Source organism: Mesorhizobium sp. M4B.F.Ca.ET.214.01.1.1, assembly GCF_004791545.1.
Classification (GTDB): Bacteria; Pseudomonadota; Alphaproteobacteria; order Rhizobiales; family Rhizobiaceae; genus Mesorhizobium; species Mesorhizobium abyssinicae.
Map to the genome: position 1 here is coordinate 13,029 of NZ_SRUX01000026.1, position 24,986 is coordinate 38,014.

Here is a 24,986-nt window from a genome sequence, read left to right on the forward strand (position 1 = left end):
TTCAGCCTCCGTAAGGTTCGAGCACGAGATCGCGGGTGACGAGAACGCGCACGGGAAAACCCGGGCGAATGTCGAGCGTCGGCGCTATCTGGAGCTGGCGCTGGACGATCTGCTGGCCAACCTGGCTGACGCTGTCGGAAGCGCCGCTGCGCAAGGCGCGCACGATATCGCTCTCCTGGCCAGACGAGCCAGCCTCCGCCCCGACGCTGAGGATGGTGGAAAGTGCTGCCGCCTTGAACAACTCACCCCAGTGATAGTCGACGCCATCCTCGAGGCCTGCATAGCCCTGCCCGTCCGCGCCAGGCTGGCGCTCCAGAACAATCGAACGGCCGTCCGGGAAAATCAGCCTGTTCCAGACAAGCAGCACACGTTTTTGCCCGAACCCCACGCCGCTGTCGTATTGGCCGATCACTCTGGTGCCTTGGGGGATCAGAAGCGAGCGCCCTGTCGGGCTGTCGTAAACGTTCTGCGTCACCTGGGCGGTGATTTGACCGGGCAGGTCCGAACGGATACCGGTTACGAGGGCAGCCGGGATCACGGCTCCTGCCTGAAGCACATAAGGTGAAGCCGGTGGCACGACGCGTTCGGGCGCGACGGTGTTGCGGTCGGCGGCTGCATTCAGGAAGGCAAGCTGGCGGTCCTGCTGCGTTTGTCCGGCAGGAGCCAGACCGGCGAGATCCTGCGTGGCGACATTTGTCTGATGTTCCGTCGTTGCGTCGGCGGCAGCCCCGGTCTGGAAGAAGACCTGCGATGTTCGTGCCGCCTCTTCTTCCGCTCGCCGTCGTTGTTCGGCCTCGTCGACAGTGGGCGTCGCGATAGCCGGCGTGACAACGGGCTGCCCCTTGTTCTGGGCGTCGAGGATCGGGCGGCCGAGATCTCCGGGCAACGGCGGCCCAAGGATTGGGCCGGTATAGTCGCGTGGCAGGTTGGCCAGCCCATCAGCCGGTTGCCGGTTGGAAGTCGAGAAGAGTTCCTCGCCTTGGGGGTCTGTCTCGCGCGTCTGCAGGGCGTATATCAGTGCGCCGCCAATGCCGAGCGATGTGATGAAGGCGACGCCGGCGAGCACCTTGCGCGACAGCCGGGTCACTCGCGGCGGCTCGGCGCGAAGCCGCATGGGAGCGGCCGCCGTTTCGTTCTCGTTCATGGCTGCTCCCCTCCCCTTTGCCTCGGTGGATTGGTGACTTTCGACGCTGAATTCGAGGTCGGCATCCAAGGCAATCGATCGTTCTTGATCCCGTCGGTTCGGACGATCCTCACGGTCTGTTGTCGGTTGCCGCTGCCGAGACGCAGTTCGGCCGCGCCGAAGAGACGGTCGACAATCAGAATGTTTTGGAAGACCCGACTGTTGACGATCTGGGCTTCGCCGTCCGGGCCGATGACGAAGATCGGCGGCATCTCGCCCTGTACGATCCCGCGCGGGAACTCGACGTAGACGCGCCTGCCGTCGTCATAGACGGTGACGGGCTTCCACGGCGGCGTGTCACCTGTCAGACCATAGCGGTAGTTGCGCTGGACGGTGTCCGGGATCATCGGCGTGGCAGGAACAACCTGCCGCCGATCGGTTGGCTGCGCCGGGTAGGCCCATGCCACGGCCGGCATGTAAGGCTTTTCGCCTGCCCGCAGTTCGATCATGTAGCTTCGCCGGTCGGTGGTGACGACGAGATTGGTGGTGATGTCGGCGCGCGAGGGCTTCACCAGCACATGGACGCGCCGGGTCACGCCTGAACCGCTCTCGGTATCGCCGATGATCCAGCGCGCGGTGTCTCCCGCCGCAATCGGTCCGCCTCCTGTCAGGTTCTCGCCGGGCTCAAGAGCGATGTCTGTTATCTGCCCGGGTGCGGCATAGACCTGGTAGAGAGCCCCTTCGCTCCAGGGATATATCTGGATGGCGTTGTAGTATCCCTCGCGTCGCGGCTGGACGCGCGCGGCCGCGTTGGCGTTCTCGACGCGCGCAGTCGGCGTATCGCCAGCCGTCCCTCCCATCGTTGGCGTCCAGCCCGGCGGAATGTGTGGCGGTTTGGGTTTCTGTTCGGCGGGTCCTGCCGGGGCGGGTGGCAGCGGCGGCACGTAGGAATCATAGCCAATCTGTGGCGGTTTCTGGAGCTTGGCACAGCTGGTGAGTACCAACCCCGAAAGGAGGGCCGAGGCGAGTACGGATCCACGAAAAGCTGGAAATGCGACGGCGCGCAGCGCAAGGCTCATTGGCTCATCTCCCGCGACCAGTTGATGGCGTTGACGTAGATGCCGAGCGGGTTCACGCGAAGCCGTTCGGTGTCATGCGGCGGCTGGACCACGATCGTGAGGATCGCGGTCCAGTGCTCCGTGGTGGACAACTGACCGCTTTCGTAACGACGCTCGGTCCAGGCGACGCGAAAGGAATCCGTGGAGGCACGGATGACCGAAGAGACCTCGACCGCCACCTGCTGCTTGCCGACTTTGGAAAAGGGATCGTTTGCGCGGGCATAATCATTGAGAGCCGCCGCACCCTGGTCGGTCGTCCACTCGTAGGCGCGCAGCCAATCCTGGCGCACGATGATCGGATCGGCCGGGATCGATCGGACCTGCTCGACGAAGCGGGCGAGGTGCCAGGCGATTTGCGGGTCGGTCGGCTTGTAGTCGGCAGTCGCCGGCGCGACCGTCTGCGCCTGTCCGAGCGCATCGACCTGGACCACCCACGGCACTGCCGATCCCCGCGCTGCCATCCACACGACCGAGCAGGCGAGGCCAGCCGAGAGGATCAGCGACCCGAAGGCCATGTACCGCCAGTTCCTGGCTTGCACGCGGGCGGAACCGATGCGCTCGTCCCAGATCTGCGACGCCTTCTGATAAGGCGTCTCCGGTTGAGCTGATTTGCCGTAGTGGACGGCGGGTCGTCGAAAGATGTTCATTGGTCATTTGCCTTCGGAGAGAGAAATCGATGTGCCGCTGCCGTGGGCTTCGCCGGCACGCACGGCGTGCGCTGTGACCTGGACGCCATGAGAGAGGCGCTGCGATCGCTGCATGCGTTTGGCCCAGTCCGGCGGACTCCTGGCCACGCTGCCCGCCTGGCCGTCGCGGCCGAATGACGGATCGTTGGCTGCACCGGCCCCGCCTCCGACAGTCCCCTGGGTCGATGACCCACCGGTGGCCTCGACGGCCGAATTGACCCCGGAAGCGAAGCTCGACTTCATCGATTGGCTGGCGCGCGCGGCGGCGCGCTTGAGAGGCGAGGCAGCAGCGGACACAGCAGCGCCTGCAACGCCGCCCATCCCGGAGGCGATGCCCGCGGCGCCAGTCTGGCCGGCGGAACCAAGAGTATAGGCGGCAGACGCACCGCCTGCGAGAGATGAGCCGTGCCGTGCCGCCAATGGCGCTGCAGACAAAGCCGCGCTTCCGCCTCGCATCGCGACACCAGCAGTGCCGCCGGCGACGAGCGCCATGCCGCCTGCCGCGAGACCTGTTCCAACGGCCGCTCCCGCCCCAAGCTGCGATCCGCCGGAGACAAGACCGTTAGCAATGCCGGGACCGAAGATACCGAGCCCAAGCAGTGACAGCGCCGCCAGCACGATCGCCATCGCCTGGTCGATTGTCGGGTTCTCGCCGCCGAAGCCCTGGGTGAACTCGCCAAACAGCGTCGAGCCGATGCCGATGACGACGGCAAGCACAAGCACCTTGATGCCCGATGAGATGACGTTGCCAAGCACGCGTTCGGCCATGAAGGCCGTCTTGCCGAAGAGGCCGAAGGGGATGAGAACGAAGCCTGCCAGCGTCGACAGCTTGAACTCGATCAGGGTGACGAAGAGCTGCACGGCCAGGATGAAGAAGGCGAGCAGGACGAGCGCCCAGGCGAAGAGCAGGCAGGCGATCTGGATGAAGTTCTCGAAGAAGGACACGTAGCCCATCAACCCCGAGATCGCCTCAAGCAGAGGTCGTCCCGCATCGAGGCCGGTTTGCGCGACCTTGCCTGGACGAAGCAGGTCCTGGACTGAAAAGCCCGTGCCGCTCGCCTTTAGCCCGAGCCCGGAAAAGCTTTCGAAGACGATTTGGGCAAGGCTGTTCCAGTTGGAAATCAGGTAGGCGAAGACGCCAACGAACAGCGTCTTCTTGACGAGCCGCGCGAGAATGTCGTCATCGGCGCCCCAGCTCCAGAAGAGGGCGGCAAGCGTCACGTCAATGACGATCAGCGTGGTGGCGACAAAGGCGACTTCGCCGCCGAGCAGGCCAAAGCCGCTGTCTATGTAGCGAGTGAAGGTGGCGAGGAATTGGTCGATGACGCCGGTGTTGCCCATGCCTATCGCGTCCCCGGCGAGGTCGCATCTTTCGGCGGCGCGCCGACCGGCCCGGAAGCGGAGGTCGCAAATGGCGCTTTAACCCTGAGGAACCGGTCGCGCTGTTCGGCCCACAGGCGCAAACAACCGCTGTCGCGCAATGCAACCTCACCCAATATCTGGCAGCGGCGCAGACCCTCGCGGGGCGGGTTCGGCACCAAAGCGGCAGGCAACTGAGTAGCGGCATCGTGCGGCCTTTCCTCCTTCCGGGTCATCACGAGCGCGGTCGCCGTAACGGCGACCGCGACAAAGATGACGGCGACGACGCGGGCAAGTGACTTGCTATCCACGGTCGGAACCCTCAGCGATTGAACATCGTGGCATTGCCGGCCTGGTAGCCGGAGCCGGGGGTGAGGAAGCGACGGCGCTGCTCTCGGCCCTGGTCGGCGGCGGCGGCACGTTCGGCTTCGGTCAACGCCTGGGCGCGACCGTTGGCGGCGACAACGGCGGTGAGGTCAGCGAGCTGTTGCGCCTGCAGCGCGAGGAGCTGGTTGCCGGCCTGCGTCGCCTGCAGCGCGCCGGTCGCTGATTGACTGGCGCCGACAAGCCCCGACATCTGCGTGCGATTGGTGTCGATGTTTCCAACGACGCCGGCCTGCACGCGCATGGCGTCCTGCAGGCCGCCAACGGTGTTTTGCCAGCGCGAGCGCGCATCGGTGACGAGTTGCTGGTCGGAGGCTGAGAGAGAGACGCTGCCATATTGCTGCTGGAACGCCTTGTCGATCTGCTGGACGTCGAAGGCGACGTTCTGCGCCTGGTTGAGGAGCTGCTGCGTGCGCTGCACCGATTGCTGCAACTGCTGCAGCGAGGAGAAGGGCAGGCTCGCGAGATTGCGCGCCTGGTTGATCAGCATCTGGGCCTGGTTCTGCAGTGATGTGATCTGGTTGGTGATCTGCTGAAGCGATCGCGCCGCCGTCAGCACATTTTGCGAATAGTTGGACGGATCAAAGACGATGAATGCCTGCGCCGGCGCAGTCACCATCAGCGAGGCCGCAACCGGTGCGGTGAGCAAGGTGGCGGCCAGCAACACAGCGCGAGAGCAGTTTCTATGGCTAGTCATGATTGGAACTCCTTTTTAGCTTGCAGTGAGGAGGTGGAGAGATCGGGAATGAGGTCAGCGGCCCAGCCGACGTTTCGGGCGCGCAGCCAGGCTGCAAGGAAGCCGTAACGCCCGTGTTCGGCGGCGATGCTGGCGATCAAGGCCTGATCGGTTCTTGAGGATGCGGCGCAGAGCGCCAGCCCAATTTCGGACAAGCCGAGTTCGAAGAGGCGGTTGCCACGCCGGGACTGGCAGTAGTAGTCGCGTTTCGGCGTCGCGCGCGCCAGGATTTCTATCTGGCGATCGTTGAGGCCGAAGCGGCGATAGATCGCCGTGATCTGCGGCTCGATCGCGCGCTCGTTCGGCAAGAGCAACCGGGTCGGGCAGCTCTCGATGATCGCAGGCGCGATACCCGAATTGTCGATGTCGGAGAGCGACTGCGTAGCGAAGATGACGCTGGCGTTCTTCTTGCGCAGCGTCTTCAACCACTCGCGCAACTGGCCGGCGAAACCTTGGTCGTCAAGGGCGAGCCAGCCCTCGTCGATTATCAGCAATGTCGGCCGCCCATCAAGCCGGTCACCGATGCGATGGAAGAGGTAGGAGAGAACCGCCGGCGCGGCTCCGGTGCCAACGAGACCCTCGATTTCGAACGCCTGGACTGACGCCGCGCCAAGATGTTCCGCCTCGGCATCGAGCAGCCGGCCGTATGGACCGCCGATGCAGTAGGAGCGAAGGGCTTGCTTCAGGTCGTTCACCTGCAAAAGCACGCTGAGGCCGGTGATGGTGCGTTCCTCGACTGGCGCCGAGGCGAGCGACGTCAGGGCCGCCCAGATGTGTTCCTTGGCATCCGGGGTAATAGCGATGCCTTCGCGCGCCAGGATCGCCACCACCCAGTCGGCGGCCCAGGCACGCTCGTAGGTCTCGTGTATGCGGGCTAGTGGCTGGAGGGAGACCGACGGTTTCGTGCCTACGGTGAGTTCGCCCCCGAAATCGTGCCAGTCGCCCGCCATGGCAAGTGTCGCGGCGCGGATCGAACCGCCGAAGTCGAAGGCAAAGATTTGGGCCCGCGCATAGCGGCGAAACTGCAAGGCCATCAGCGCCAGCAGCACCGACTTGCCGGCGCCGGTGGGGCCTACGACAAGCGTGTGCCCCACGTCGCCGACATGCAGGGACAACCGGAACGGGGTCGAGCCCTCGGTCTTGCCATAGAGCAAGGGGGGCGCACCGAAGTGCTCGTCCCGTTCCGGCCCCGCCCACACGGCAGAGAGGGGAATCATGTGGGCGAGATTGAGTGTCGAGATGGGCGGCTGGCGGACATTGGCGTAGGCATGGCCTGGCAATGAGCCGAGCCAGGCATCCACGGCATTGATGGTTTCGACCATGGCGGTGAAGTCGCGTCCCTGGATGACCTTCTCGACGAGACGAAGTTTCTCCTGCGACACGCGTGGATCGGCGTCCCAGACCGTGACGGTCGCGGTGACGTAGGCCATGCCCGCCACGTCTGCCCCGAGTTCCTGCAAGGCCATGTCGGCGTCGGCGGACTTGTTGGCGGCGTCGGTGTCCACGAGGACGGAGGCCTCGTTGGTCATGACCTCCTTCAGGATCGCCGCAATCGACTTGCGCTTGGCAAACCATTGCCGCCGTATCTTGGTCAGCAACTTGGCGGCATCAGTCTTGTCGAGCAGGATCGCACGCGTCGACCAGCGATAGGGAAAGGCGAGCCGGTTGAGGTCATCGAGCAGACCCGGCGTGGTCGCGGTCGGAAAGCCGACGATGGTGAGCACGCGAAGATGCTGGTCGCCAAGGCACGGTTCAAGCCCACCGGTCAGTGGCAGGTCGGCCAGCAGCGCATCGAGATAGATGGGTGTCTCCGGGACGCGCACGCGATGGCGCTTGGTCGAGATCGTCGAATGCAAGTAGGTCAGCGTCTCGCTGTCATCGAGCCAGCGGCATTCCGGCATGAAGCCGTCGAGCAGGGTGAGCACGCGCTCGGTGCGGTCGACAAAGGCGCGCATGATTTCGTCGGCATCTATCCTGGACTGATCGCGCCCCTCGTAGAGCCACGTCTCGGCGCGGGCTGCTTCCTCGGCCGGCGGCAGATAGAGAAAGGTAAGGAAGTAGCTCGATACGAAATGAACCTCCTCCTCTTCGAACTCGGCCTTGCGCTCGGCGTCGACCAGGCGAGAGGCGGGATCGGGAAACTCGCTTTCGGGATAGGTCGCGGCGGCGTGCCGCTGCGCCTCGACGAAGAGGCTCCAACCCGAACCGAGGCGACGGACGGCATTGTTGATGCGCGAGGCCGCCGCGACCAGTTCGGCCGCGACGGCGGATTCGAGATCCGGCCCGCGGAATTTGGCGGTTCGCTGAAAGCTGCCATCCTTGTTCAGCACCACGCCAGGCGCGACGAGCGCAACCCATGGCAGGTAGTCGGCAAGGCGGCTGGCGCTGCGGCGATATTCGGCAAGGTTGATCATGATCGCGCCCTTAAACGGACAGGTGAGTTGGGAGGCGCAGATGCCGGCGGCCAACTTCCACGAACAGCGGATCGCCCTTGGCGGCCCACACCGCCATGAAATGCCCAAGCGCCCAGATGACGAGACCGGCCAGCCAGAGGCGCAGGCCAAGGCCAACCGCGCCTGCCAGTGTGCCGTTCAGGATCGCGATGGAGCGGGGTGCGCCGCCAAGCAGTATGTGCTCGGTCAGCGCCCTATGAACGGCGACGGTGAAACCGGGCACTGCGTCGAGCTGTTCGAAAGCGGTTGCCATCAGATCAACGCTCCGCCGCCAAACGAGAAGAACGACAAAAAGAAGCTCGACGCCGCGAAGGCGATCGACAGGCCAAAGACGATCTGGATCAGCCGCCTGAAGCCGCCGGACGTATCGCCAAAGGCAAGCGTCAGGCCGGTGACGATGATGATGATGACGGCAATGATCTTGGAGACCGGCCCTTCGATCGACTGAAGGATTTTTTCGAGTGGTTGCTCCCACGGCATCGAGGAGCCGGCGGCATTGGCGGCCGGGGCCACCATGAGAGAGATGACGAGGGTTGTCGCCGCCGTAGCCAGGTGCTCACGGGAAAGATTGTGGATCATGATTTGTCTCCTGTGTTGTTCGGGGTGGCTTGGGAGGTGCGATAGTCGCCGTCGGGTCCAAGGCCATCGATGCGTGCGAGTTCGGTCAGTCGCCGTGCGGGACCGCGTCCCGACAGGACGGCGACAAGGTCAATGGTTTCGGCGATCAGCGCGCGCGGCACCGTGACGACGGCTTCCTGGATGAGTTGCTCGAGACGGCGCAGCGCCCCGATCCCGGAGCCGGCATGGATGGTGCCGATGCCGCCGGGGTGCCCGGTGCCCCATGCCTTCAGCAGGTCGAGGGCCTCGGCGCCGCGCACCTCACCGATCGGGATGCGGTCGGGTCGCAGGCGCATTGAGGATCGGACGAGGTCGGAGAGGTTGGCGACACCATCTTTTGTGCGCATGGCGACAAGGTTGGGCGCCGCGCACTGGAGTTCGCGCGTGTCCTCGATGATGACGACGCGATCGGCCCCTTTCGCCACTTCGGCGAGCAAGGCGTTGGTGAGCGTCGTCTTGCCCGTGGACGTGCCGCCGGCGACGAGGATGTTTGCGCGGGCAGCGACGGCAGCGCGCAACGTCGCCGCCTGACCGTCTGTCATGATACCAGCCGCCACGTAGTCTTCGAGTGTGAAGATCGCGACAGCTGGCTTGCGGATGGCAAAGGCCGGCGCGGCGACGACCGGCGGCAGCAGTCCTTCGAACCGTTCCCCGGTTTCGGGCAATTCGGCAGAGACCCGTGGAGAGCACGGATGCACTTCCGCGCCGACGTGATGAGCCACCAGGCGCACGATGCGCTCGCCATCGGCGGCAGACAGCACCTTCCCCGTCTCGGCCAGACCTTCGGTGAGGCGGTCCACCCAAATCCGGCCGTCGGGATTCAGCATGACTTCGACGACCACGGGATCGTCCAGCAGCCGTGCTATTTCGGCTCCGAGCGCCGTGCGCAGCATGCGCGAGCTGCGGGCGCGTCCTTCGCTATTGTTTTGCGAAACCGTCATCTCGTCCCCGTCTTTCCGTTGGGGACAACTCGGATGGTCCCCGCTCGGGGATGACTAAGAGAACCGGATATCGGTTCGGTTCAACAAGTATATCGAGGCGTAGTAGCGTGGCGTGTAATTACAGGAGAGCGGCGGTGCGGCTGCCTTTTCTCGTTGATCGGAGAGCGATCGGGGTCGGATCGGTGAACCGGGCTCCCCACAACTCACGTCGCCGCGAGCCGCGCCTGTTATTGCCGATCTTAAGGAGAGGAGACCGACGCGGGGATTGCGCATCCGTCGCTAGATTCATCAGCGATAGCGCATAACCGCCATTTATACGCAATCGCGTATAAAGCCGATCTATGCGCGAGTGCGTATAGTGCGCGTGCAGATAACAGAAGAACGGCTGCAATGATGAGCCTCGGTGTTGAACCGAACCGCGGCCCTCCGACCTCGAGGATGGCCTTGGTTGCCGTCGCTAGGGAATGCGTCGAGCGGCAAATCTTGCTCGACTTCAACTGGAACCGAGGCCGAGCACGCGCTCCAGATTGTCATACGCCGCACGCTGCCTCGCTCGCGGCATGCGTTCCAGATTGTGCAGCTTCCAGCGGACCGCGGGAAGCCTGTCGGCGCCCACGACATCGAGCAGGCTCCAATCCGGTCGACTGGCTTTGAACGATAGAAGAAATTTGCGCTGATTGTCGGTCAAAGCCCTGTTGAGGTCGCTGACCAGTCGTTCGCGAACGGTGAGGAGTTCGTCGAGGCTGACTTCGACCTGGGACATACGGACGAATTCCCCTTCGTAGATGCCGGCTATGTTCTTGCGGGTGGGTTGCAACAGTTCTGCCATCGTCCGGTTGTGGCTGATGAGGTAAACCAGAAAGGTCCTGACCAGATCCTCGGTGAGGCCCTCGCTCTCAACGAGCAGCTTGACGTCAAAAAGATCCCGCGGATGCTGCCGGTCGAGTGCGGCACAGATTTTTCCGGCATACAGGTCCGGAAAAGACAGCAGTTGCATTTCGACATAGCCGAACTGCTCTTCGACCGCCGGCGATACTTCGCGCAATTCCTCTGGAAGCACGGACCCGCGTAGCACCGGGGAGAGCTCGATCTTGATTCGGTCGGCGCCCTACGAAATGAAGAGGCGCAACGCATCGGCCTGATGCTCGAAGGAGCGAATGATTTCGGTTCCGGGCATCGCGGCGCTGATGGCGTCCGCGATGCGGGCAAGCGCCTCCGCCACGTTTTTCAATGCCGTGTCGCGATCATCCATCGGCAGATAGACAAGGTCGATGTCGACGGAGAGGCGCGGCAGGTCGCGGACAAAGAGATTGATGGCGGTGCCGCCTTTCAGCGCAAACGATTTCTCGACTGCCACCAGTGGCAGGATGCGGGTCAGGAGGCGGACTTGTCCGTAGTAAGGGCTGGTGCTGTCCACATCTCCTCCGGGATGGTTATGCGATATTTTGAATCGAGTCTGCCGTCCTTGGCCAGAACCCTGTTGCCGCTACCAAGGCCGAGCGCATCGAGCGCTTTGGGAGCGGGCAGCTTCTTGAACCATGCATAATTATTGCGCTCGGCCATCCAGTAGAACAGGCGGCGAACCTTGACGCTGGTGCACTTGCGTAAAAGCTGCTCCATGCGCCGTGGCGAAAGCGTCGTCATCCCCTGAAGCAGTTGATTGGCGTGCTCGAACGAGACCGTCTCCGGAACATCCATCAGCACCTCCAGATAGGCCCTTTCGGGCGATGATAAGGTGACAGACCAAAAATCCTGCTGCCGGCCCGGAGCTTGCACATCTACAAGCGTGCGCTCGACCGGATCATATTCGCGGTGGACGAGCCCGAATCCCAAAAGCGAGGGAAGGCCGTTGTGGCGTATGAATTTTACGGTCGGTATCGCATGGTTCAGCCAGGCCGGCAAAGCGGCCTTACTGTAAAGATGCACTGTCCTTTGGCGCGACAGCGGCAGGTAATGCGCAAATCCCTGCAGCTCGAGCGCGGTCAGCCCGCCGACACTAAGATCCCTGCCGAATATGCTCTCCAAGGCGGCCACCACGCCTTGCCAGGTCAAATGAGTGCCGGGCCGCACATAGACGCCCGGCGCCAGCGATCTGAGCTGGTTGCTTTTGAGCAGATTATCCACTGCATGACGATCAAATTGCGGGCTCTGCTTCTTTAGCCATTGCTTCGTTACCGGAAGCCCCTCGGGTAGCAGGGTTTGAAGCAGCGCTCGGCGATCAGCATTCGTTGGCATGGGTTTGTAGATTTCCGCATACGCGGCGATGATCGCCGCAATTTTCCATTTTTATAAACTATCATGATCGCCATTGGTTTACAACAATTGGAATTTGCGGCGATTATCGCCGCATTATGGAAAAAATGTAAACACATCTGTCATTAGCTGGACACCCGCCGACAACGCAAAGTGATGCGCCTAAACCCCGCCGGATTCTTTCGGATCGACATCCTCCGAAATCTCCTGCCGCAGCTTCGGCCCCTTCGCCAGCCGCCGGCCCAGGGCAGTGACAAAGGCCTCGTAGCGTTCCGCTGCCTTGGATCGCGCAGCCTGTGCTGCTGGCTCCGGCAAGGCGGGCGTAGTCGCCAACCAAAAGCGGACGAACACGGCCAAGGTCTCGACCGCGATGCCGCTATCGCGTTCCTGCCTGGCCAGGCGGCGGTCGACCTGGTCGAGGCGCTTGGTGATCGCGGCCTCGCGACGCTCATCCGCATCGGGCGACAGGAACGAAGCGATCGCGGCTTCGGCTATCATGGACTGGGATTGATCGCGTCGCGCCGCATAGTCCTGAAGCGTCGTCATGAGGGGCGGATCGAGATAGACGGAGATCTGCACTTTCTTCTGGCGAGCGGTCATGGCGGCTACAACTCCATGCCATCATCGGGGTCCAGGGAAACCTGCCGTGCCACGCCCTCTACGAGGCGGGCCAGGCGTCGATTGCTGACGGCATCATCGTCGCCATCGTCGACCGGGTCGATCTCGAACTCGTTCTCGGTCGAGACCGTCTTCTCGGCTGGCGGCGCGCGATTGAGTTCGGGCTGTTGACGCTGCTCTGATCCAGTCGGATCTTCATCGTCCTGTCGCGGCGAGCCTGGGGGAGCGGCGGCCTCTTGGCCGGCCAGGACCGGCAGGTGGCTCCAATCATCGGGATGCCTTCCTTCTGGAGGCACCAGTTCAGGTGGCGGCAGGACGCGCTCCTTGAAGCGAATATCCTCATAGTAACGCGCCTTCTGGGCTCTGATCGGCGGCACACCCGCCACCATCACGATCTCGTCGGTCGGTGGAAGCTGCATGACCTCTCCAGGGGTCAGCAACTGGCGGGCGGTCTCTTGCCTCGACACCATGAGATGCCCGAGCCAAGGCGACAGCCGGTGACCAGCATAGTTCTTCATTGCCCGCATCTCCGTCGCTGTGCCCAGCGCGTCGGAGACACGCTTGGCGGTTCTTTCGTCGTTGGTCGCGAAGCTGACGCGAACATGACAGTTGTCGAGGATGGAGTTATTCGGGCCGTAAGCCTTTTCGATCTGATTCAGTGACTGAGCAATCAGGAAGCTCTTCAGCCCATAGCCTGCCATGAAGGCCAGCGCGCTCTCGAAGAAGTCGAGGCGGCCGAGCGCTGGAAACTCATCCAGCATAAGCAGCAACCGGTGGCGGCTGGTCCTGGTATGCAGGTCCTCGGTCAGGCGACGTCCGATCTGGTTGAGGATGAGCCGTATGAGCGGCTTGGTCCGATTGATGTCGGACGGCGGCACGACCAGGTAGAGCGTCGCCGGTTGCTTGCCGCCGACGATGTCGGCGATCCGCCAGTCGCAGCGCCTTGTCACCTCGGCGACGACGGGATCGCGATAGAGGCCGAGGAAGGACATGGCGGTGGATAGCACGCCGGAGCGCTCGTTGTCGGATTTGTTGAGCAGTTCGCGCGCAGCACTGGCGATGACCGGATGCGGGCCGGGTTCACCGAGATGCGCGGTTCGCATCATCGCCGCCAGCGTCGACTCGATCGGACGCTTCGGATCGGAGAGGAAGGCGGCAACGCCGGCGAGCGTCTTGTCCTTCTCGGCATAAAGGACGTGAAGGATCGCGCCGACCAGCAACGCGTGACTGGTCTTTTCCCAATGGTTGCGCTTCTCGAGGCTACCTTCCGGATCGACCAGAATGTCGGCGATGTTCTGGACATCGCGAACCTCCCATTCGCCGCGGCGGACCTCGAGGAGTGGATTGTAGGCCGAGGATCTCGAATTGGTGGGATCGAAGAGCAGCACGCGACCGTGCAGTGCGCGGAAACCGGCGGTGAGCTGCCAGTTCTCACCCTTGATGTCGTGGACGATCGCGGAACCCGGCCAGGCAAACAGCGAAGGCACCACCAGGCCGACACCCTTCCCCGAACGGGTGGGAGCAAAGCACAGAACATGCTCGGGTCCGTCGTGGCGCAGGTAGTGGAGATCGTAGCGTCCAAGCACGACGCCGTCGGCGCCAAGCAGGCCAGCCGCCTCCACTTCCCTCCTGCCGGCCCATCGAGCCGAACCGTAGGTGAAGACATTTTTGATTTCACGCGCCCGCCAAACCGACATGCCGATCGCAACAATGATCGAGAGGAAGCCTCCGGACACGGCGATCAGTCCGCCTTCCACGAAAACATTCGGAGCGTAGGCGTCGTAAAAGTACCACCACCAGAACAAGGAAGGCGGATAGTAGATGGGCAGGCCGGCCAGATCGAACCAGGGCGGCCCGAGTTGCGCCTGGTAGCCCAGCCTCCACGCGGTCCATTGCGTCGCTGTCCAGATCGTCAACAGGACGATCAGGAAGACCGTGAGTATCTGGCCCCAGAGGATTTTGGTGGCGGACATGGCATCATCCCTTCTTGTGTCCTTAGAGGCCAAGCCCCCGCTTGCGGCCAAAGCTCCAGTCGACACCTCCGCCATCCCGGGAGACACCGGAGACATGCTGGCCGAGATGTTTTTCGAGGGAGGGCGTCCAGGGCACGAGTTGAAAGCCAAGGCCGTCGTCGACCATGGCAAAGCGGCCAGACGCAAGCGACAAGCGCTGGCGATAGATGCCGGCGACATAGGCTCCACTGGCAGGACGGTTGAACGGCTGTCCGGACTCGGCCGCGATCTTTGCACCGACCAGTTCGAGTTCTCGGCGGCGCAATGTCTCGATCAGGTTGCTGTTGAAAACAACGCGCGCACCCAAACGCTTCGCAAGGCCTTCGCTGATGAGGTGATCGGCACGCTGTTCCAAAGCTTCATGAACCTCGGCGCCGAAGCCACCTGCGCTCAAGGCGGCGGGCTTGCGAGCGATGGCTTGCCTGTCTAGCCAGGTCGCCCCAGCTGCCGTGATCTGCTCATGCAGGCCGAGGTCGGAGCGGACGGCGAGTGCAACCCTGCGCCGGCCCCTCGCATCTTCGAAGCTGCGCAATTCGACGATCGACCCTGGCGGGCCGTCCCCAGTTGCCTCCAGATCGCCAAGTCTGATGTGGTGCGTGCGTCCGTCGACACCGTCGACGACGGCGTAGGCTGTGCCGCTCAGCTCGTCGTCGAGACCGCGATCGAGCAGCCGCCCGACAATGGGTGTATCGAGGCTTTCGGCCGCCAAGACATAACCGCCCGACCCGCGCTCGATCCCGCGCTCGGTCAAGGCGCGGTGCATTCGTTTGATGATGTCGCCACGCTCGCCGAGCGCGCGCAGGGTCGTCTCGGCCCTGTCGTCAATCACCCATTGACCTTGGGCAACTTGATCGGCAAGACCAAGGGCCTGGAGCTTGCGCAGGCGGCCGACCTTTTGCACGTGATACTCGTCGGTCGGCCTATAGGCACTTGGGGTAAGATCGATGGTGCCGGTGCGCGACATGTCGCGGCGCAGTTGACGATCAAGCTGGGTCCAGCGTTCGGCTTCGATCAGCCGCTGCAGATTGCGGCGGATGTCGAGATCCGACCGAGGGCCGAGTTCCTGGGTAACGAGATCGGCGGCTCGGGCGCGCATCCCTTCCTTGATGTAGTCGCGTGAGATGACGAGATCTTGCCCGTCACCTGTGCGTCCACGCAGGATGACGTGGATATGGGGATTGTCGGTGTTCCAATGGTCCGCCGCGACCCAATCGAGCTTCGTGCCGAGATCCTTCTCCATATGCCGCATAAGGTCGCGGGTGAAGGATCTGAGGTCGGACATCTCCGGCGCATCCTCTGGCGAGACGATGAACCGGAAATGGTGGCGGTCGCCATCACAGCGCTCGGCAAACACCTTGACGCTGGCATCATCGGCTTCGGGGCCGAACATGCGGGCCTTTTCCCCGTCACGGGTCACGCCCTCGCGTTGCAGGTAGGAAAGGTGTGCGGTGAGCGGGACGGCACGCCCGGAGTGACGAACGACGCGGGTCTTGATGACCGTGACGCGCGAGCGACCGGCCAGCAGGCGGTTGGCCTGGATGTTGGCGATCCGGCCCCGGCCGAAGCGCGATCGGTTGCCCAGGCTGATTTGACCGGTGCGGGAGATGCTTCCACCAGCTTTCTTCGCCGCCGCCAAGGCCTGGGCGATGAACGGCCGCACGGCCTGATCGCGGTTGGAGCGTATTCGCCCCGGTCGGATGCGAAGCTCGCGCTCATCGGCCATGGCGTTGTCCTGCAACGTGGAAAAGAGGATGCCGATACAAAGCCTTGGGGATTCGACGCACATTGCGCCGAATGACCGCAATGTGCGCAGGGCACCTGAAAATCCCCAAAAACCAACCGACCGGCCAGCACACAATGTGTGGGCTTTTATCTAGCCATCCCTCGGTTGTGTTGCCTGCCTCTCCCCTCTCCGCACGCCTTGCTGCGCCGGAGCACGAGATGACGCGAAAAGCGCTCACGCGGCTCATTGCGCGGACCTTTCACTCGCTTTGGGCACGAACACGCCGGTTGAGCGAGGTTCGGCGTCAGCCCTTCTTGCCTTGGGCACAGCCTCCGAACCATCATCGCGGAAACGCCTCAGTTGCAGCGAACGGTCGCCTACCCGGTCGCCCGGCTGCACAACGAAGAGCGATGCCAGCTTCCAGTTGTGTTGAGTCGGGACTGCCGGACCAACAGCTTCCCCTGCGCCGTCATTGCCGATGGCGGATGTAACGACGGTGACATAGGCGCGCGTTTCGCGAGGCAGCCGCCTGCCTTGCAGTGAGGCCTCGTAGCGTCCGGGACCGGCGTTGTAGGCGGCGATCCAGCCGGGCGATCCGTAGCGGTCGAGCAGTTCGCGGATATAGGCCGAGCCTGCGATGATGTTGTCGTGCGGATCGTAGGGATCGCGGCCCAGCCGGTACCTGTCGCGCAGATCGAACCAGGTATCAGGCACAATCTGCATCAGACCCATGGCGCCCTTGCGCGATATGGCGCGTTGGTCGCCGGCGCTTTCGGCGATGAGAACGGCGCGGATCCACGCGGGCGGAAGGCGAAAGCGCCTCGCCGCTTCCGCGATGTGGACGTCATAGAGTTTGCGCGCCGACGGCAAGTCGACTGTCGGGCTCTGCGCCAGGGCATGCGCGGAAACCAGGCATAGGATGCTGAGCCCGCCAAGCACGCCAACAGTTCTGCGCCGGCAGGTGCGAGGCGATGCGGGCGCTCCCGGTTGGGCCGTCGGCCGACGGCGCGCGGACATCACCTGTCCTTCTCTGCGCGCTCACGCGGGCGCGACCATTGCAAGGACCAGGAGTTGTTGTCGTCACCGTTCTGGAACAGATAGGCGCGGATCGGCTGCGCGAAAGTCGGGTCATCTAGCTGCAGCGTTACGAACTCGCCGGCCTTTTCGCTCGAGTGTTTCCAACCGGCGCCGATCGCGGTGCCGTCTTCTGCTCCAGCGTGCACACGATAGTCGGGCGCATTGTCCGCATCGCTCGCTTCCGCCACGACGATCGCAATCTCGAGGTTGAGGCTGAGCGTGCGGATTCGACCTGAATACCCCGTCTGATGGCGGATAAACTCTCCGATCTGTGGCATGTCCTGTCTCCTGTCTTGATGGGTGCGGTGACGATCCAACGGCACGGAAGGTGCCGCCGGTGGCGCGCTCACCGCGCTGACGCGCGCCATTGGAAGCGGCCGTCGCCCTGCTCATCCGTCCACAGGGGAACCGCGCGGCCGACGATGTGATCTATGGGGAGGAGGCCGAAGTAACGACCGTCGAAGCTGTCACGGACTTGACTGTTCATCAGGAAGACGGCGCCGACGGGAATGGGCCGGCAGCCCTGCCAATCTGGCAGATCGCGACCGGCGCGATCGCGTTTGAGCGCCGTGCCGACTTCGGTGCCATCCACGGAAATGGTGAGCCCTTTCCGACACACGGTCTGGCCAGAAACTGCAACGACGTGCTTGAGCAACAGCACGCCCTTCGGCAGATAGCCGCGCTCGGCAAGCAATGTTGCGAGCGGTTCGGGTGCCTCTATGGCAACGAGATCGGTTGCCGAGAACGGCACGCCGCCGTCGATCAGGTACAGGCCGATTGGCGTGCTGGCTGAAGCATTCCAGATGAACCTTGGCGACGTCGCGGTGGACGCGGGAAAGAGCATGGCCGTGGTCGCCAACGCGGTCGCAAGGAAAATTACGGGCCGCGTCATGGCTGAACCCGCCGGCGGAGCAAATGGGCGCGGTGAAGATCCAGCGTATAGGCGCGTGGCTCCTGTCCGGCTGTCAATCGGTTGTGGACATGCCGCCAGTGATCGGCTGAGACCGCTTGCGGATCGATGCCGAGTTGCTCGATGCCATCGATCGTCTGCAACACCCGCTCCACCTTGGGCCAGCCCTCGGACTTGAGCAGGATGTCGCCGCCGGGTCGCACGAAAGGCAGCGTCTGGTGGGCTTCGCCCTCGCCAACGACGCGCACGATATCGACACGGGAAATGATCGTGCCGAAGTCATTCGCGGCCCAGCGAACGAAGGCAAAGACGGCGCCAGGACGAAACGAAACAATGCGCCGGTGTCGGTCGAGGACCTTCTCCTTAGCGACCGAACCGAAGCGGATCCAGGATTCGATCTTCTTCTCAACCCACGTTAGTTCGACGTGGGTCAAGCCATCATCGTCAATCGCGCCGAGCCCCGAGCGGCCTGAACGGAAGTCAACGACAGTGCCCATTGGCTGTCTCCTGATTTCACGGGGGAAGCAGGCGGCGAGATGTCGTCGCCGAGGTGATGCCAGCGTGGTGACTCACCGCGCCTTGGCGCGGGGCACAGGTCAGCGCCCATACCGACCGGTCGGCGCAAAAGCTGCCGGCGGATGCCGCTTGGCGGGAAGCACGGAACCGCGTGGGTCCGAAGTCGAGGTCACTGCGCCGCGCTCAGCCCATGCCTGGAGCTCGTCGACGGCGTAGACGACACGGCCGCCAAGTTTGCGATAGCCAGGGCCAGTGCCGTAGGTGCGGTGTTTCTCCAGCGTGCGGGACGACAGGCTGAGGAACTCGGCAGCTTCCTTGGTGCGCAGAAAGCGCGGCGGCAAAACGGCTAGATCTGGTCGCATGTAACGAGCCTCCGTGGAGTTTTGAGAACCGCTGGTGCTCAGCGGCGGACAGCGACCACCGTGGCGGAAAGGCGACTTCGCAGAGGATGGGGAAGATTGGGGGGCGCAATATTCCCACCCGGGAGCGCTAGGAGCGCTTGCGATGGCGCAGCAGTTGCAGATAGCCGCCGGCGATCATGGCTCTTCCACCCTTGACGAGACCGATCACGGTGTCGCGCAGGGATGAGGTTTTCCACGGCGCGGCGAGAACTCGCCCCGTCCCGTAGAAAGCGGTCGCGATTTCACGGTAGCTGGCGCCATTGGCGCGGCCATCCGAGGCCCGCATCATCAGGCGCAGGCGGCGCCTCTGTTGAATTGTCATTCGCGTATCGGGGGGAACAGGCCGCCTGTTGTAGGCACGCCAGAAACGAACGAGAGCCTCCACCCGTCCGAGTGTCTGAGAATCCAGCGGTATCAAAGCTGTAAGGGAACGGTTCTCGTCACCGCCGGGAAGGAGGAGAAGTTGTGTTGCTATGCCGCTGTCATGGACGACATGCGAACCTTGCGGACTGTCGCGACCAGGGCCGACCCCCGCAAGCGCCCTGGAAGGGTCGGACGACAGGAAGTCCGGCGACGGGGCGAGGGCCAGCACGGCAGGATCGGCAAGAGGTGACCATAAAACGACTTGCGTCAATGCGGACAGGTCGGGACGGGCCGCGAAATCGCAACCCCCAGCGTCTCTGCACTTCTGCTGGAAACGGTTTCGTCTCAGTTCCCGAACGAACGAGCGCCAGGTAGAGCCGCTGATATGAATCTGAGCGGCGCAGGCATTCCCAGGCGAGTCCTTCGATTGGCAAGCTGTCGAAGAAGTCGTAGCTGTTATCGTCCCCCCAACGCGACGTGTTCGGCTTCATCGTGTGGGTCCTCGTCAAACTGCAAGTCGTGCCTGCATCGATTCCGGGCGATTGGGATTGGCGGAAGACCCTGGATGGACATCGCGTGATGCTTTTTCGGCATCACCGAGGCGGCAATATTGGCTAGGTGTCGGTGTTACGCAGAAGTTGCCGGTAGCCTGTGCGTGTCATCCAGCGCGCCCGCGCCAGATGGCTGTCATGAACCTGTCGGGCACGCTGCGGCTCCTCTTTCGGGTCAATCCCGAAGAGGATTCTGACAACCTCGTGCCAATCGGCGCCGTCGGCGTCGGCGTCAAACAAGCGCATGTAGAGCTTGATGTGGCTGCGGTCGTATTCGGTAAGTACTTCCCCCGTGGGCGCGGCGTCGTCGAACGGCTCGATCATGGTTTTCACTCCCCAACCCGCGAGATGGAAATCACAGTTCTTACAGAGGTCACGGCAGCTGCGGAGGCCGCTTTGCAGGCATCACACGATGCCAAGTCGACATCGCCACCCGCTGCGCGCCATGTCGCTTCCGGTGTGACGGCAAGGGGCCCCGCCCGGATAAACCGGGCGGGACTGCGTGTACCTCCTTATTCTGCGCCGCGGCGGCTCGGGCGGGACCAGATCAGGCTGTAGGCCTCACCGTCCTCGTCATTGAAGAGGTTGGCGAAGATCGGGGCGGTGAAGCTCGGATCGTCCAGCTTGAGGCCCAGATAGTCCCGGCCCTCGTTGGACTGCTTGGACCAGGCGGCGCCGATCTCTGCGCGGCCGACGAAGACCCGGTGGCTGGGGGCGTTCTCGCCATTGGCGCGGGTTTCAGGAACGATGCGCACGCCGCGGGCCTGGACGCTGAGAGTGACGATTTCGCCAGTGAACTCGTTGTTGCCGGACTTCTTGAAGGTGCCGATGGTGGCCATGATAATTCTCCTTGATCTATCTGTCTCGAGCTCCGCACCATTGCGGCTCGATGGTGGTCGAAAGGTCGAAGGCGATCGCTTGCGCACCGGAGGGCCGAAGCGCAGCGGAGGACGGCGCTGGAGCGACTTTGTTGCTCGCGAGGAATGGCGGCGCAGCCGGCAGGGGAAGAAAGTCGTGACGCACCGTTGCGCAACAAGCGATTGAGGCGAAGCCGTTCTTCGGACCAGAAACACCAATCGAAGAGACCGCATCGGTGTTGGCCAAGACAGCCTAGGTGCCAGGAGAAAAGGTGACCAGCGCCGATCTGACCCCGGCAACAGGGGCTCCACGCAAACGGTAGTCGCTTCGCACCTGGCCCGCGCGTCTGCATTGACTAATCTGCGCATAGCGAGGTGGCTCCGGTACCCGGTCTTCGGCGTTGCACATAGACGTCTCCCAAGTTCGCAGGCTACGACGATGCCTGCGGTGCAAAATTCGATCGCCGTTTCCGCATCCACGTGCCGGCTTGTCGGCAAGGGATGAGGGCGTCGGTCATCGCTGTCGTGTCTCAAACACCCCAGAAAGCTCCGGCAGGCTTTGGCCATGCACAGGTCGTTCGGATTCCGTCCGTGTGGGATTCTGACGGACAGTTGCCTTGGGCCTAAAAACTTGGGAGCATGGGTTTGTGGGGGACTTATCATGCCAAATCGAGCGATAAGTTGGCGCCTGTCAGCGGGCTGCTCGCCGTCCTAGCGGTTGCGCTTGGCCCTTCCGTTGCCGAACGGTGGATGTGAAATATCGAGTCCGGTGGACCTCGCTTCGAAGGCACAGGTGAGCTGGATAGCAGCGTGGTCGGTGAGGCTGCGAAAGGGTCGATAGACAGCCGGGCAGCCCTAACGTCTATTTGAATTGCCTTTGAGGCCAAGGTTGTTATCAGCAGCCAAGAATGGATAGTGGTCCCGGAAGATCGCGCTTTTCATCATGGCCATGGCGATTGTCATCATCGTCATGTCCGTGTGGCTATTCGAGCCGCCCTGGCTTGGGCAGGTTCTGAAAGCGCCCAGCAGACCTATTCTATATCCCGCTATATCGGCCTATAATTGTGGTTGCCGACAAACGTCCCCCTATGAGTTTGCCGGTAGGCCCGGCGGCCGAACCCCAAGCCCCACACCCCAGACCGCTGGGCCGCCCGCGTAGATAGGGCGATTAGCCGCCCTTGGCCTTGCCGTGGGCGTTGGGTCTTGTGTCGGGCGTGTAGATCACCCCTACGGCCGTCCCGCCGCATCTGTTGCATTTCAGCTTGGGAATGAGGTCATCGGCCATTGCCGGCGAGTCAGGGCCGTAGCGGTCCCGGAGCTGGGCGAGATCGAGCTTCTGGCTATGGTTGCAGGGCGACCAGTGGCAAAACGCCGTCACGGTCATCTTCGCGTCGATCAGGGATTGAAACGTCCAGCCTTTGCTCATCCGGCCGAGATAGCGCGCTACAGGGGAGCCGGCCAGCGCACCCGGCTCGACGTCACTATCGGCTTACTTCAAGTCTAGGGGGTGGGATCCACCACAGTAGGAGTTGACACCTGAACGTTGGCCCCGATTTCTGGCTCGGATTCAATCCGCCAAGCTGCCGTCGCGGTGCTGCATGGCTTCGAAGATCGCCTCGAAGACGCTGCCGACCTCCTCGTCGATCTCCCACGGTGCAATGCCTTCGCGCAGTGCCGCCCTTATGCATTCGTCGGCCAGGTCGCTGACTGCCACCGGATCGTCGGTGATCGCATTCGGCAGATGCTCTGCCAGCCATTTGTCCAGGAAGTTGATGCCGCGCGTGGTCATAAACAGCACAAGCTGAACACGTGAGTTAGGTTCCGCCGTTGAACCGCGCGCGAAGTCACCGAGAAGGAAGTGGCGTTCATCCGGTGCAACGGCACCGGCGCGGTGAGTCACTTTAGAGACCGCTAACCTACGAACGCCCACCGCACGTTCCAAGAACGAAAGGCGCAAAACTAAGTCGAATGGGCATGGGGTTACGCCTTTAGGCGGGCCCCCTGAAAGGGTTGCCGGTTCACTAGCTTTCTTCCCGGAAATTCTGCAGCGAGGACGCCGGTCCATCGTGCTCCGGGACGAACTCTTCCCAGAGGCCATCTCGCGGCGCCATGGCACGCAGCCTTGCTCCCGTAGCCCTATGGACGTCCCGGGGGCTGCTCTTGCGGGAACTTGTCTTCATGGACGATTGCCACGGCCCGCTCGAGGTTGCCTCTCACCTCGAAGCCGATCCAGTGGCCATCCATCAGGTGCGTTTGTCTCGGACAGGCGAGGAAATAGTTCCCCGCCTGCTGCGCAACAAAGTTGAGTTGTCTCCGCTCATTGATTTTAATCCCCTCCAGCGGGGTGGTGTAGGCTCCCCAGATCGCGTCCTCAGCCTTCAACTTCACTGGCATCTCCGACTGAGCATAGACCCTGGTCAGCATCAGGCCGTGCCAGAAATTGGAGGAGCCGTTGATGAATTCGATCTGCACCGACCATTGCTCAGGCACGATGATCGTGAGATTGCCGCCCCAGTAGCCGTTGAAGTCGATAATGTCGGTCCGGATGTTGTCCCTGCGGTAGCGCTCGATCTGGTTCCAATCGGCAACGATCTCGATGGCCACCTTCTTGGCCGCGGGATCGTTTTTGATCCAGCTCGGGACGAAAGGCTCCCCAGCCAATGCAATTCCAGGCGACAATCCCAGGGCGAAGGCGAGAAGGACAAGGTGGGCAAAGCGCGCCATGGCAATCAGAGGCTCCTTCCTGGCCGGGTGGCCGAGTGCAATGGAGACCTCGTCGGCCGCGAGTTGACTGGATGGCACGATATAGCGCGCCACGGGGAAGCCCGCCAGCGCGCGTTCTTTCGTACCCGCTGTGCTAGGTGGCCCTGCGGCCGATCTCTTTGTATTCAAATACGGTGGGTCGGTGACGACTCCGATGCGGCCTTTCGGTCGTGTCAGTGACCCGAACCCATTCGGAGTCGCCATTGCGAAGTGTGCCCGTTCTTCCGGTGGCTTTCGCAGCAGCTTCGAACGGCGTTAACGCCGCGACAGAATGCGTCGCCACCACAGCGTCGTCTCGCATCTCTTCGACGAAGTAGATTTTCATATAGGTACGCCCCGCTATTTCTGCTCCTCCCGAAAATCCTGCAGGAAGCGCGCCGTCACCTCTCACCTGGCAGTTTCAAAACCCCGTACTCAGCCGAACGCGCGGCTCGATCGGCATCATGATCTGCTACCCTCAGGCCGCGCTGGAACAATTCTCGTACCGCCTGAGATCGAGTCGGCATTCTTCTCTCAAACCGCCAAGCATCCAGCACGGCCAGTTCCTCGGCATTGAGCATGATCTGTAGACGGTATGTTCGTTTGTTGGGCGGCACGTTCTGCTATCTCATCAATCTGCAATACTGGCGTCGTGATGAACGATTGCGTCGAGGATGACCTCATAGACGCTGCCGGTGTCTTCCTCAATCTCAGTGCTTCTGATGCCTACCGACTTCGCGTCGGCGAACAGCTTTTGCGTCAACTCGGCGACCGAGATGATATCGGCACCCACCGTTTCAGGAACGTTGGCGACTATCCATTTGTACAAAAACTCAGTCCCACGGGTGCTCATGGCCGACATAAGTCAAAGTCGGGCATTAGGTTCCAAGAGCCTCGCCAGCGCATTGCATCGCCGCCGCTCTCCTACAGCGCCGAAGTATCCGGTCCGTGCGGGCAGTGGTGGCCAGCATTCGCGTCTGTGCGGCAATGCGCTCCCCACTTAGGAACCGACATTCGATGCCGCCGTTCTCCTGTGCGATCTGGAGGTGCGAATGTTCAATCCGTGGTTCGAACTTTATTTGTCGGCGCTGGAAGCTCATCAGGTAATCTGGCTTCGTACATTGCGGATTGCCCGGGGAGGCAGATTGGCAGAGCGGGAAGCAAAGCAAATGATCACTGAGAAAATCGAGGCGGCCGCGATTGCCGGCACGCTCTTCGCTACCGGATCGGTGGGCAAGGTCGCAGCCGTCTATCGGAGGAAAATCAGAGCCAACAAAAAACGGCTCTCCATCTAATTTCCAGATGACCTAGTGGGGCTCCTGCGAAACCGGAACCGACTGAGACACGCTGATGGTAGCAGAATAGACCGGTCTCCCGGCTTCGTCATGGACCGAGACGGTCATGGATTCATCCAAATCGCTTGAGGCCATTTCGTCGACTGCTATGTCTTGCAGAGCCTTGAGCGCCTCTCGTCGCATTTCGCTCAGGCTATCGAGATCGACCCAGGCATCGCCAAGAGCGTGCCCATTTCTCACAACCTCGAAG

Annotated in this window: 30 protein-coding genes and 1 pseudogene; 1 reads left to right on the top strand and 30 read right to left on the bottom strand. The window is 62.6% G+C overall.

All coding sequences use genetic code 11. The annotated features are described in order from the left end of the window. Position 1: 1 nt before the first annotated feature. The 29 genes and pseudogenes from EN857_RS31970 to EN857_RS32115 all read right to left on the bottom strand — a co-directional run bounded on the left by EN857_RS31970 (position 2) and on the right by EN857_RS32115 (position 24,294). Positions 2-1,144: a TrbI/VirB10 family protein gene (locus tag EN857_RS31970; protein WP_128346421.1), complete on the bottom strand. Its 1,143-nt coding sequence runs from the start codon at positions 1,142-1,144 to the stop codon at positions 2-4. Next, entirely contained in the window at positions 1,141-2,202 is a 1,062-nt protein-coding gene (trbG, locus tag EN857_RS31975; RefSeq protein ID WP_128346422.1) for a P-type conjugative transfer protein TrbG, read from the bottom strand. The genes EN857_RS31970 and trbG overlap by 4 nt, the downstream gene beginning before the upstream one ends. Further along, the gene (gene trbF / locus EN857_RS31980) at positions 2,199-2,888 is read right to left on the bottom strand and encodes a conjugal transfer protein TrbF (RefSeq protein WP_128346423.1); all 690 of its coding nucleotides are present in this window, start codon (positions 2,886-2,888) and stop codon (positions 2,199-2,201) included. The genes trbG and trbF overlap by 4 nt, the downstream gene beginning before the upstream one ends. 3 nt (positions 2,889-2,891) lie before the next feature. Beyond that, a complete protein-coding gene (trbL, locus tag EN857_RS31985) occupies positions 2,892-4,268 on the bottom strand; it encodes a P-type conjugative transfer protein TrbL (protein WP_128346424.1) in 1,377 nt (458 codons plus the stop codon). 2 nt (positions 4,269-4,270) lie between these two features. Then, complete coding sequence (gene trbK-alt / locus EN857_RS31990; protein WP_128346425.1) at positions 4,271-4,597, bottom strand: putative entry exclusion protein TrbK-alt; 327 nt, start codon at positions 4,595-4,597, stop codon at positions 4,271-4,273. A gap of 11 nt (positions 4,598-4,608) precedes the next feature. Then, positions 4,609-5,367, bottom strand: a complete 759-nt coding sequence (trbJ, locus tag EN857_RS31995) for a P-type conjugative transfer protein TrbJ (RefSeq protein ID WP_128346426.1) — start codon at positions 5,365-5,367, stop codon at positions 4,609-4,611. Then, the gene (gene trbE / locus EN857_RS32000) at positions 5,364-7,820 is read right to left on the bottom strand and encodes a conjugal transfer protein TrbE (RefSeq protein WP_135859621.1); all 2,457 of its coding nucleotides are present in this window, start codon (positions 7,818-7,820) and stop codon (positions 5,364-5,366) included. Before trbE ends, trbJ begins: the two co-directional genes overlap by 4 nt. 10 nt (positions 7,821-7,830) lie before the next feature. Beyond that, on the bottom strand, positions 7,831-8,112 hold the full coding sequence (locus tag EN857_RS32005; protein ID WP_128346242.1) for a VirB3 family type IV secretion system protein: 282 nt from the start codon (positions 8,110-8,112) through the stop codon (positions 7,831-7,833). Continuing rightward, complete coding sequence (locus EN857_RS32010) at positions 8,112-8,438, bottom strand: TrbC/VirB2 family protein (RefSeq protein WP_127285574.1); 327 nt, start codon at positions 8,436-8,438, stop codon at positions 8,112-8,114. The genes EN857_RS32005 and EN857_RS32010 overlap by 1 nt, the downstream gene beginning before the upstream one ends. Next, positions 8,435-9,418: a P-type conjugative transfer ATPase TrbB gene (gene trbB / locus EN857_RS32015; RefSeq protein ID WP_127309957.1), complete on the bottom strand. Its 984-nt coding sequence runs from the start codon at positions 9,416-9,418 to the stop codon at positions 8,435-8,437. The genes EN857_RS32010 and trbB overlap by 4 nt, the downstream gene beginning before the upstream one ends. 493 nt (positions 9,419-9,911) lie before the next feature. Further along, a pseudogene (locus tag EN857_RS32020) lies at positions 9,912-10,835 on the bottom strand (nucleotidyl transferase AbiEii/AbiGii toxin family protein). Beyond that, positions 10,793-11,653 carry a type IV toxin-antitoxin system AbiEi family antitoxin domain-containing protein gene (locus EN857_RS32025; RefSeq protein WP_128346241.1) on the bottom strand — a complete coding sequence of 287 codons (861 nt, stop codon included), beginning with the start codon at positions 11,651-11,653 and terminating at the stop codon, positions 10,793-10,795. The pseudogene EN857_RS32020 and the gene EN857_RS32025 overlap by 43 nt, the downstream one beginning before the upstream one ends. Positions 11,654-11,833: 180 nt before the next feature. Then, positions 11,834-12,271, bottom strand: a complete 438-nt coding sequence (locus tag EN857_RS32030) for a CopG family transcriptional regulator (protein ID WP_128346240.1) — start codon at positions 12,269-12,271, stop codon at positions 11,834-11,836. Between the two features lie 5 nt (positions 12,272-12,276). After that, complete coding sequence (locus EN857_RS32035) at positions 12,277-14,262, bottom strand: conjugal transfer protein TraG (RefSeq protein WP_135859622.1); 1,986 nt, start codon at positions 14,260-14,262, stop codon at positions 12,277-12,279. A 22-nt stretch (positions 14,263-14,284) separates the two neighbouring features. Continuing rightward, the gene (locus EN857_RS32040; RefSeq protein WP_128346238.1) at positions 14,285-16,024 is read right to left on the bottom strand and encodes a VirD2 family relaxase/mobilization nuclease; all 1,740 of its coding nucleotides are present in this window, start codon (positions 16,022-16,024) and stop codon (positions 14,285-14,287) included. 243 nt (positions 16,025-16,267) lie between these two features. Further along, on the bottom strand, positions 16,268-17,041 hold the full coding sequence (locus EN857_RS32045; protein ID WP_128346237.1) for a lytic transglycosylase domain-containing protein: 774 nt from the start codon (positions 17,039-17,041) through the stop codon (positions 16,268-16,270). Beyond that, positions 17,041-17,379, bottom strand: coding sequence for a DUF736 domain-containing protein (locus tag EN857_RS32050; RefSeq protein ID WP_128346236.1), 339 nt, complete (start codon positions 17,377-17,379; stop codon positions 17,041-17,043). The genes EN857_RS32045 and EN857_RS32050 overlap by 1 nt, the downstream gene beginning before the upstream one ends. 68 nt (positions 17,380-17,447) lie before the next feature. Further along, on the bottom strand, positions 17,448-17,993 hold the full coding sequence (locus EN857_RS32055; RefSeq protein WP_128346235.1) for a S26 family signal peptidase: 546 nt from the start codon (positions 17,991-17,993) through the stop codon (positions 17,448-17,450). Beyond that, complete coding sequence (locus EN857_RS32060) at positions 17,990-18,508, bottom strand: DUF2840 domain-containing protein (protein WP_128346234.1); 519 nt, start codon at positions 18,506-18,508, stop codon at positions 17,990-17,992. Before EN857_RS32060 ends, EN857_RS32055 begins: the two co-directional genes overlap by 4 nt. A 99-nt stretch (positions 18,509-18,607) precedes the next feature. After that, a complete protein-coding gene (locus EN857_RS32065) occupies positions 18,608-18,889 on the bottom strand; it encodes a helix-turn-helix domain-containing protein (protein ID WP_127282164.1) in 282 nt (93 codons plus the stop codon). A 127-nt stretch (positions 18,890-19,016) separates the two neighbouring features. After that, entirely contained in the window at positions 19,017-19,520 is a 504-nt protein-coding gene (locus EN857_RS32070) for a DUF2285 domain-containing protein (RefSeq protein WP_127405161.1), read from the bottom strand. Beyond that, on the bottom strand, positions 19,411-19,782 hold the full coding sequence (locus tag EN857_RS35940; protein ID WP_245493334.1) for a DUF6499 domain-containing protein: 372 nt from the start codon (positions 19,780-19,782) through the stop codon (positions 19,411-19,413). Before EN857_RS35940 ends, EN857_RS32070 begins: the two co-directional genes overlap by 110 nt. Positions 19,783-19,905: 123 nt before the next feature. Then, positions 19,906-20,166, bottom strand: a complete 261-nt coding sequence (locus tag EN857_RS32080; protein WP_189521676.1) for a DUF2285 domain-containing protein — start codon at positions 20,164-20,166, stop codon at positions 19,906-19,908. Positions 20,167-20,354: 188 nt separating this feature from the next. Further along, entirely contained in the window at positions 20,355-20,681 is a 327-nt protein-coding gene (locus EN857_RS32085; protein ID WP_128346233.1) for a DUF736 domain-containing protein, read from the bottom strand. A 1,186-nt stretch (positions 20,682-21,867) separates the two neighbouring features. Next, positions 21,868-22,083 (bottom strand): hypothetical protein, encoded by a 216-nt coding sequence (locus EN857_RS32090; protein ID WP_245493333.1) that lies wholly within the window; start codon positions 22,081-22,083, stop codon positions 21,868-21,870. A 183-nt stretch (positions 22,084-22,266) separates the two neighbouring features. Further along, a complete protein-coding gene (locus EN857_RS35945; protein ID WP_245493332.1) occupies positions 22,267-22,629 on the bottom strand; it encodes a hypothetical protein in 363 nt (120 codons plus the stop codon). Between the two features lie 206 nt (positions 22,630-22,835). Continuing rightward, positions 22,836-23,516 carry a sulfocyanin-like copper-binding protein gene (locus tag EN857_RS32100; RefSeq protein ID WP_245493331.1) on the bottom strand — a complete coding sequence of 227 codons (681 nt, stop codon included), beginning with the start codon at positions 23,514-23,516 and terminating at the stop codon, positions 22,836-22,838. 40 nt (positions 23,517-23,556) lie between these two features. Continuing rightward, positions 23,557-23,787, bottom strand: coding sequence for a hypothetical protein (locus EN857_RS32105; RefSeq protein WP_135859624.1), 231 nt, complete (start codon positions 23,785-23,787; stop codon positions 23,557-23,559). A gap of 285 nt (positions 23,788-24,072) precedes the next feature. Next, entirely contained in the window at positions 24,073-24,294 is a 222-nt protein-coding gene (locus EN857_RS32115) for a DUF768 domain-containing protein (protein WP_128346244.1), read from the bottom strand. A 199-nt stretch (positions 24,295-24,493) separates the two neighbouring features. Between EN857_RS32115 and EN857_RS32120 the strand changes: the two genes are divergently transcribed. Beyond that, positions 24,494-24,736 (top strand): hypothetical protein, encoded by a 243-nt coding sequence (locus EN857_RS32120; protein ID WP_128346232.1) that lies wholly within the window; start codon positions 24,494-24,496, stop codon positions 24,734-24,736. Between the two features lie 12 nt (positions 24,737-24,748). Here the strand turns inward: EN857_RS32120 and EN857_RS35275 are convergent. Further along, positions 24,749-24,986, bottom strand: a 238-nt coding sequence (locus tag EN857_RS35275) for a hypothetical protein (RefSeq protein WP_210235153.1), incomplete at its 5' end; no start/stop codon positions are given.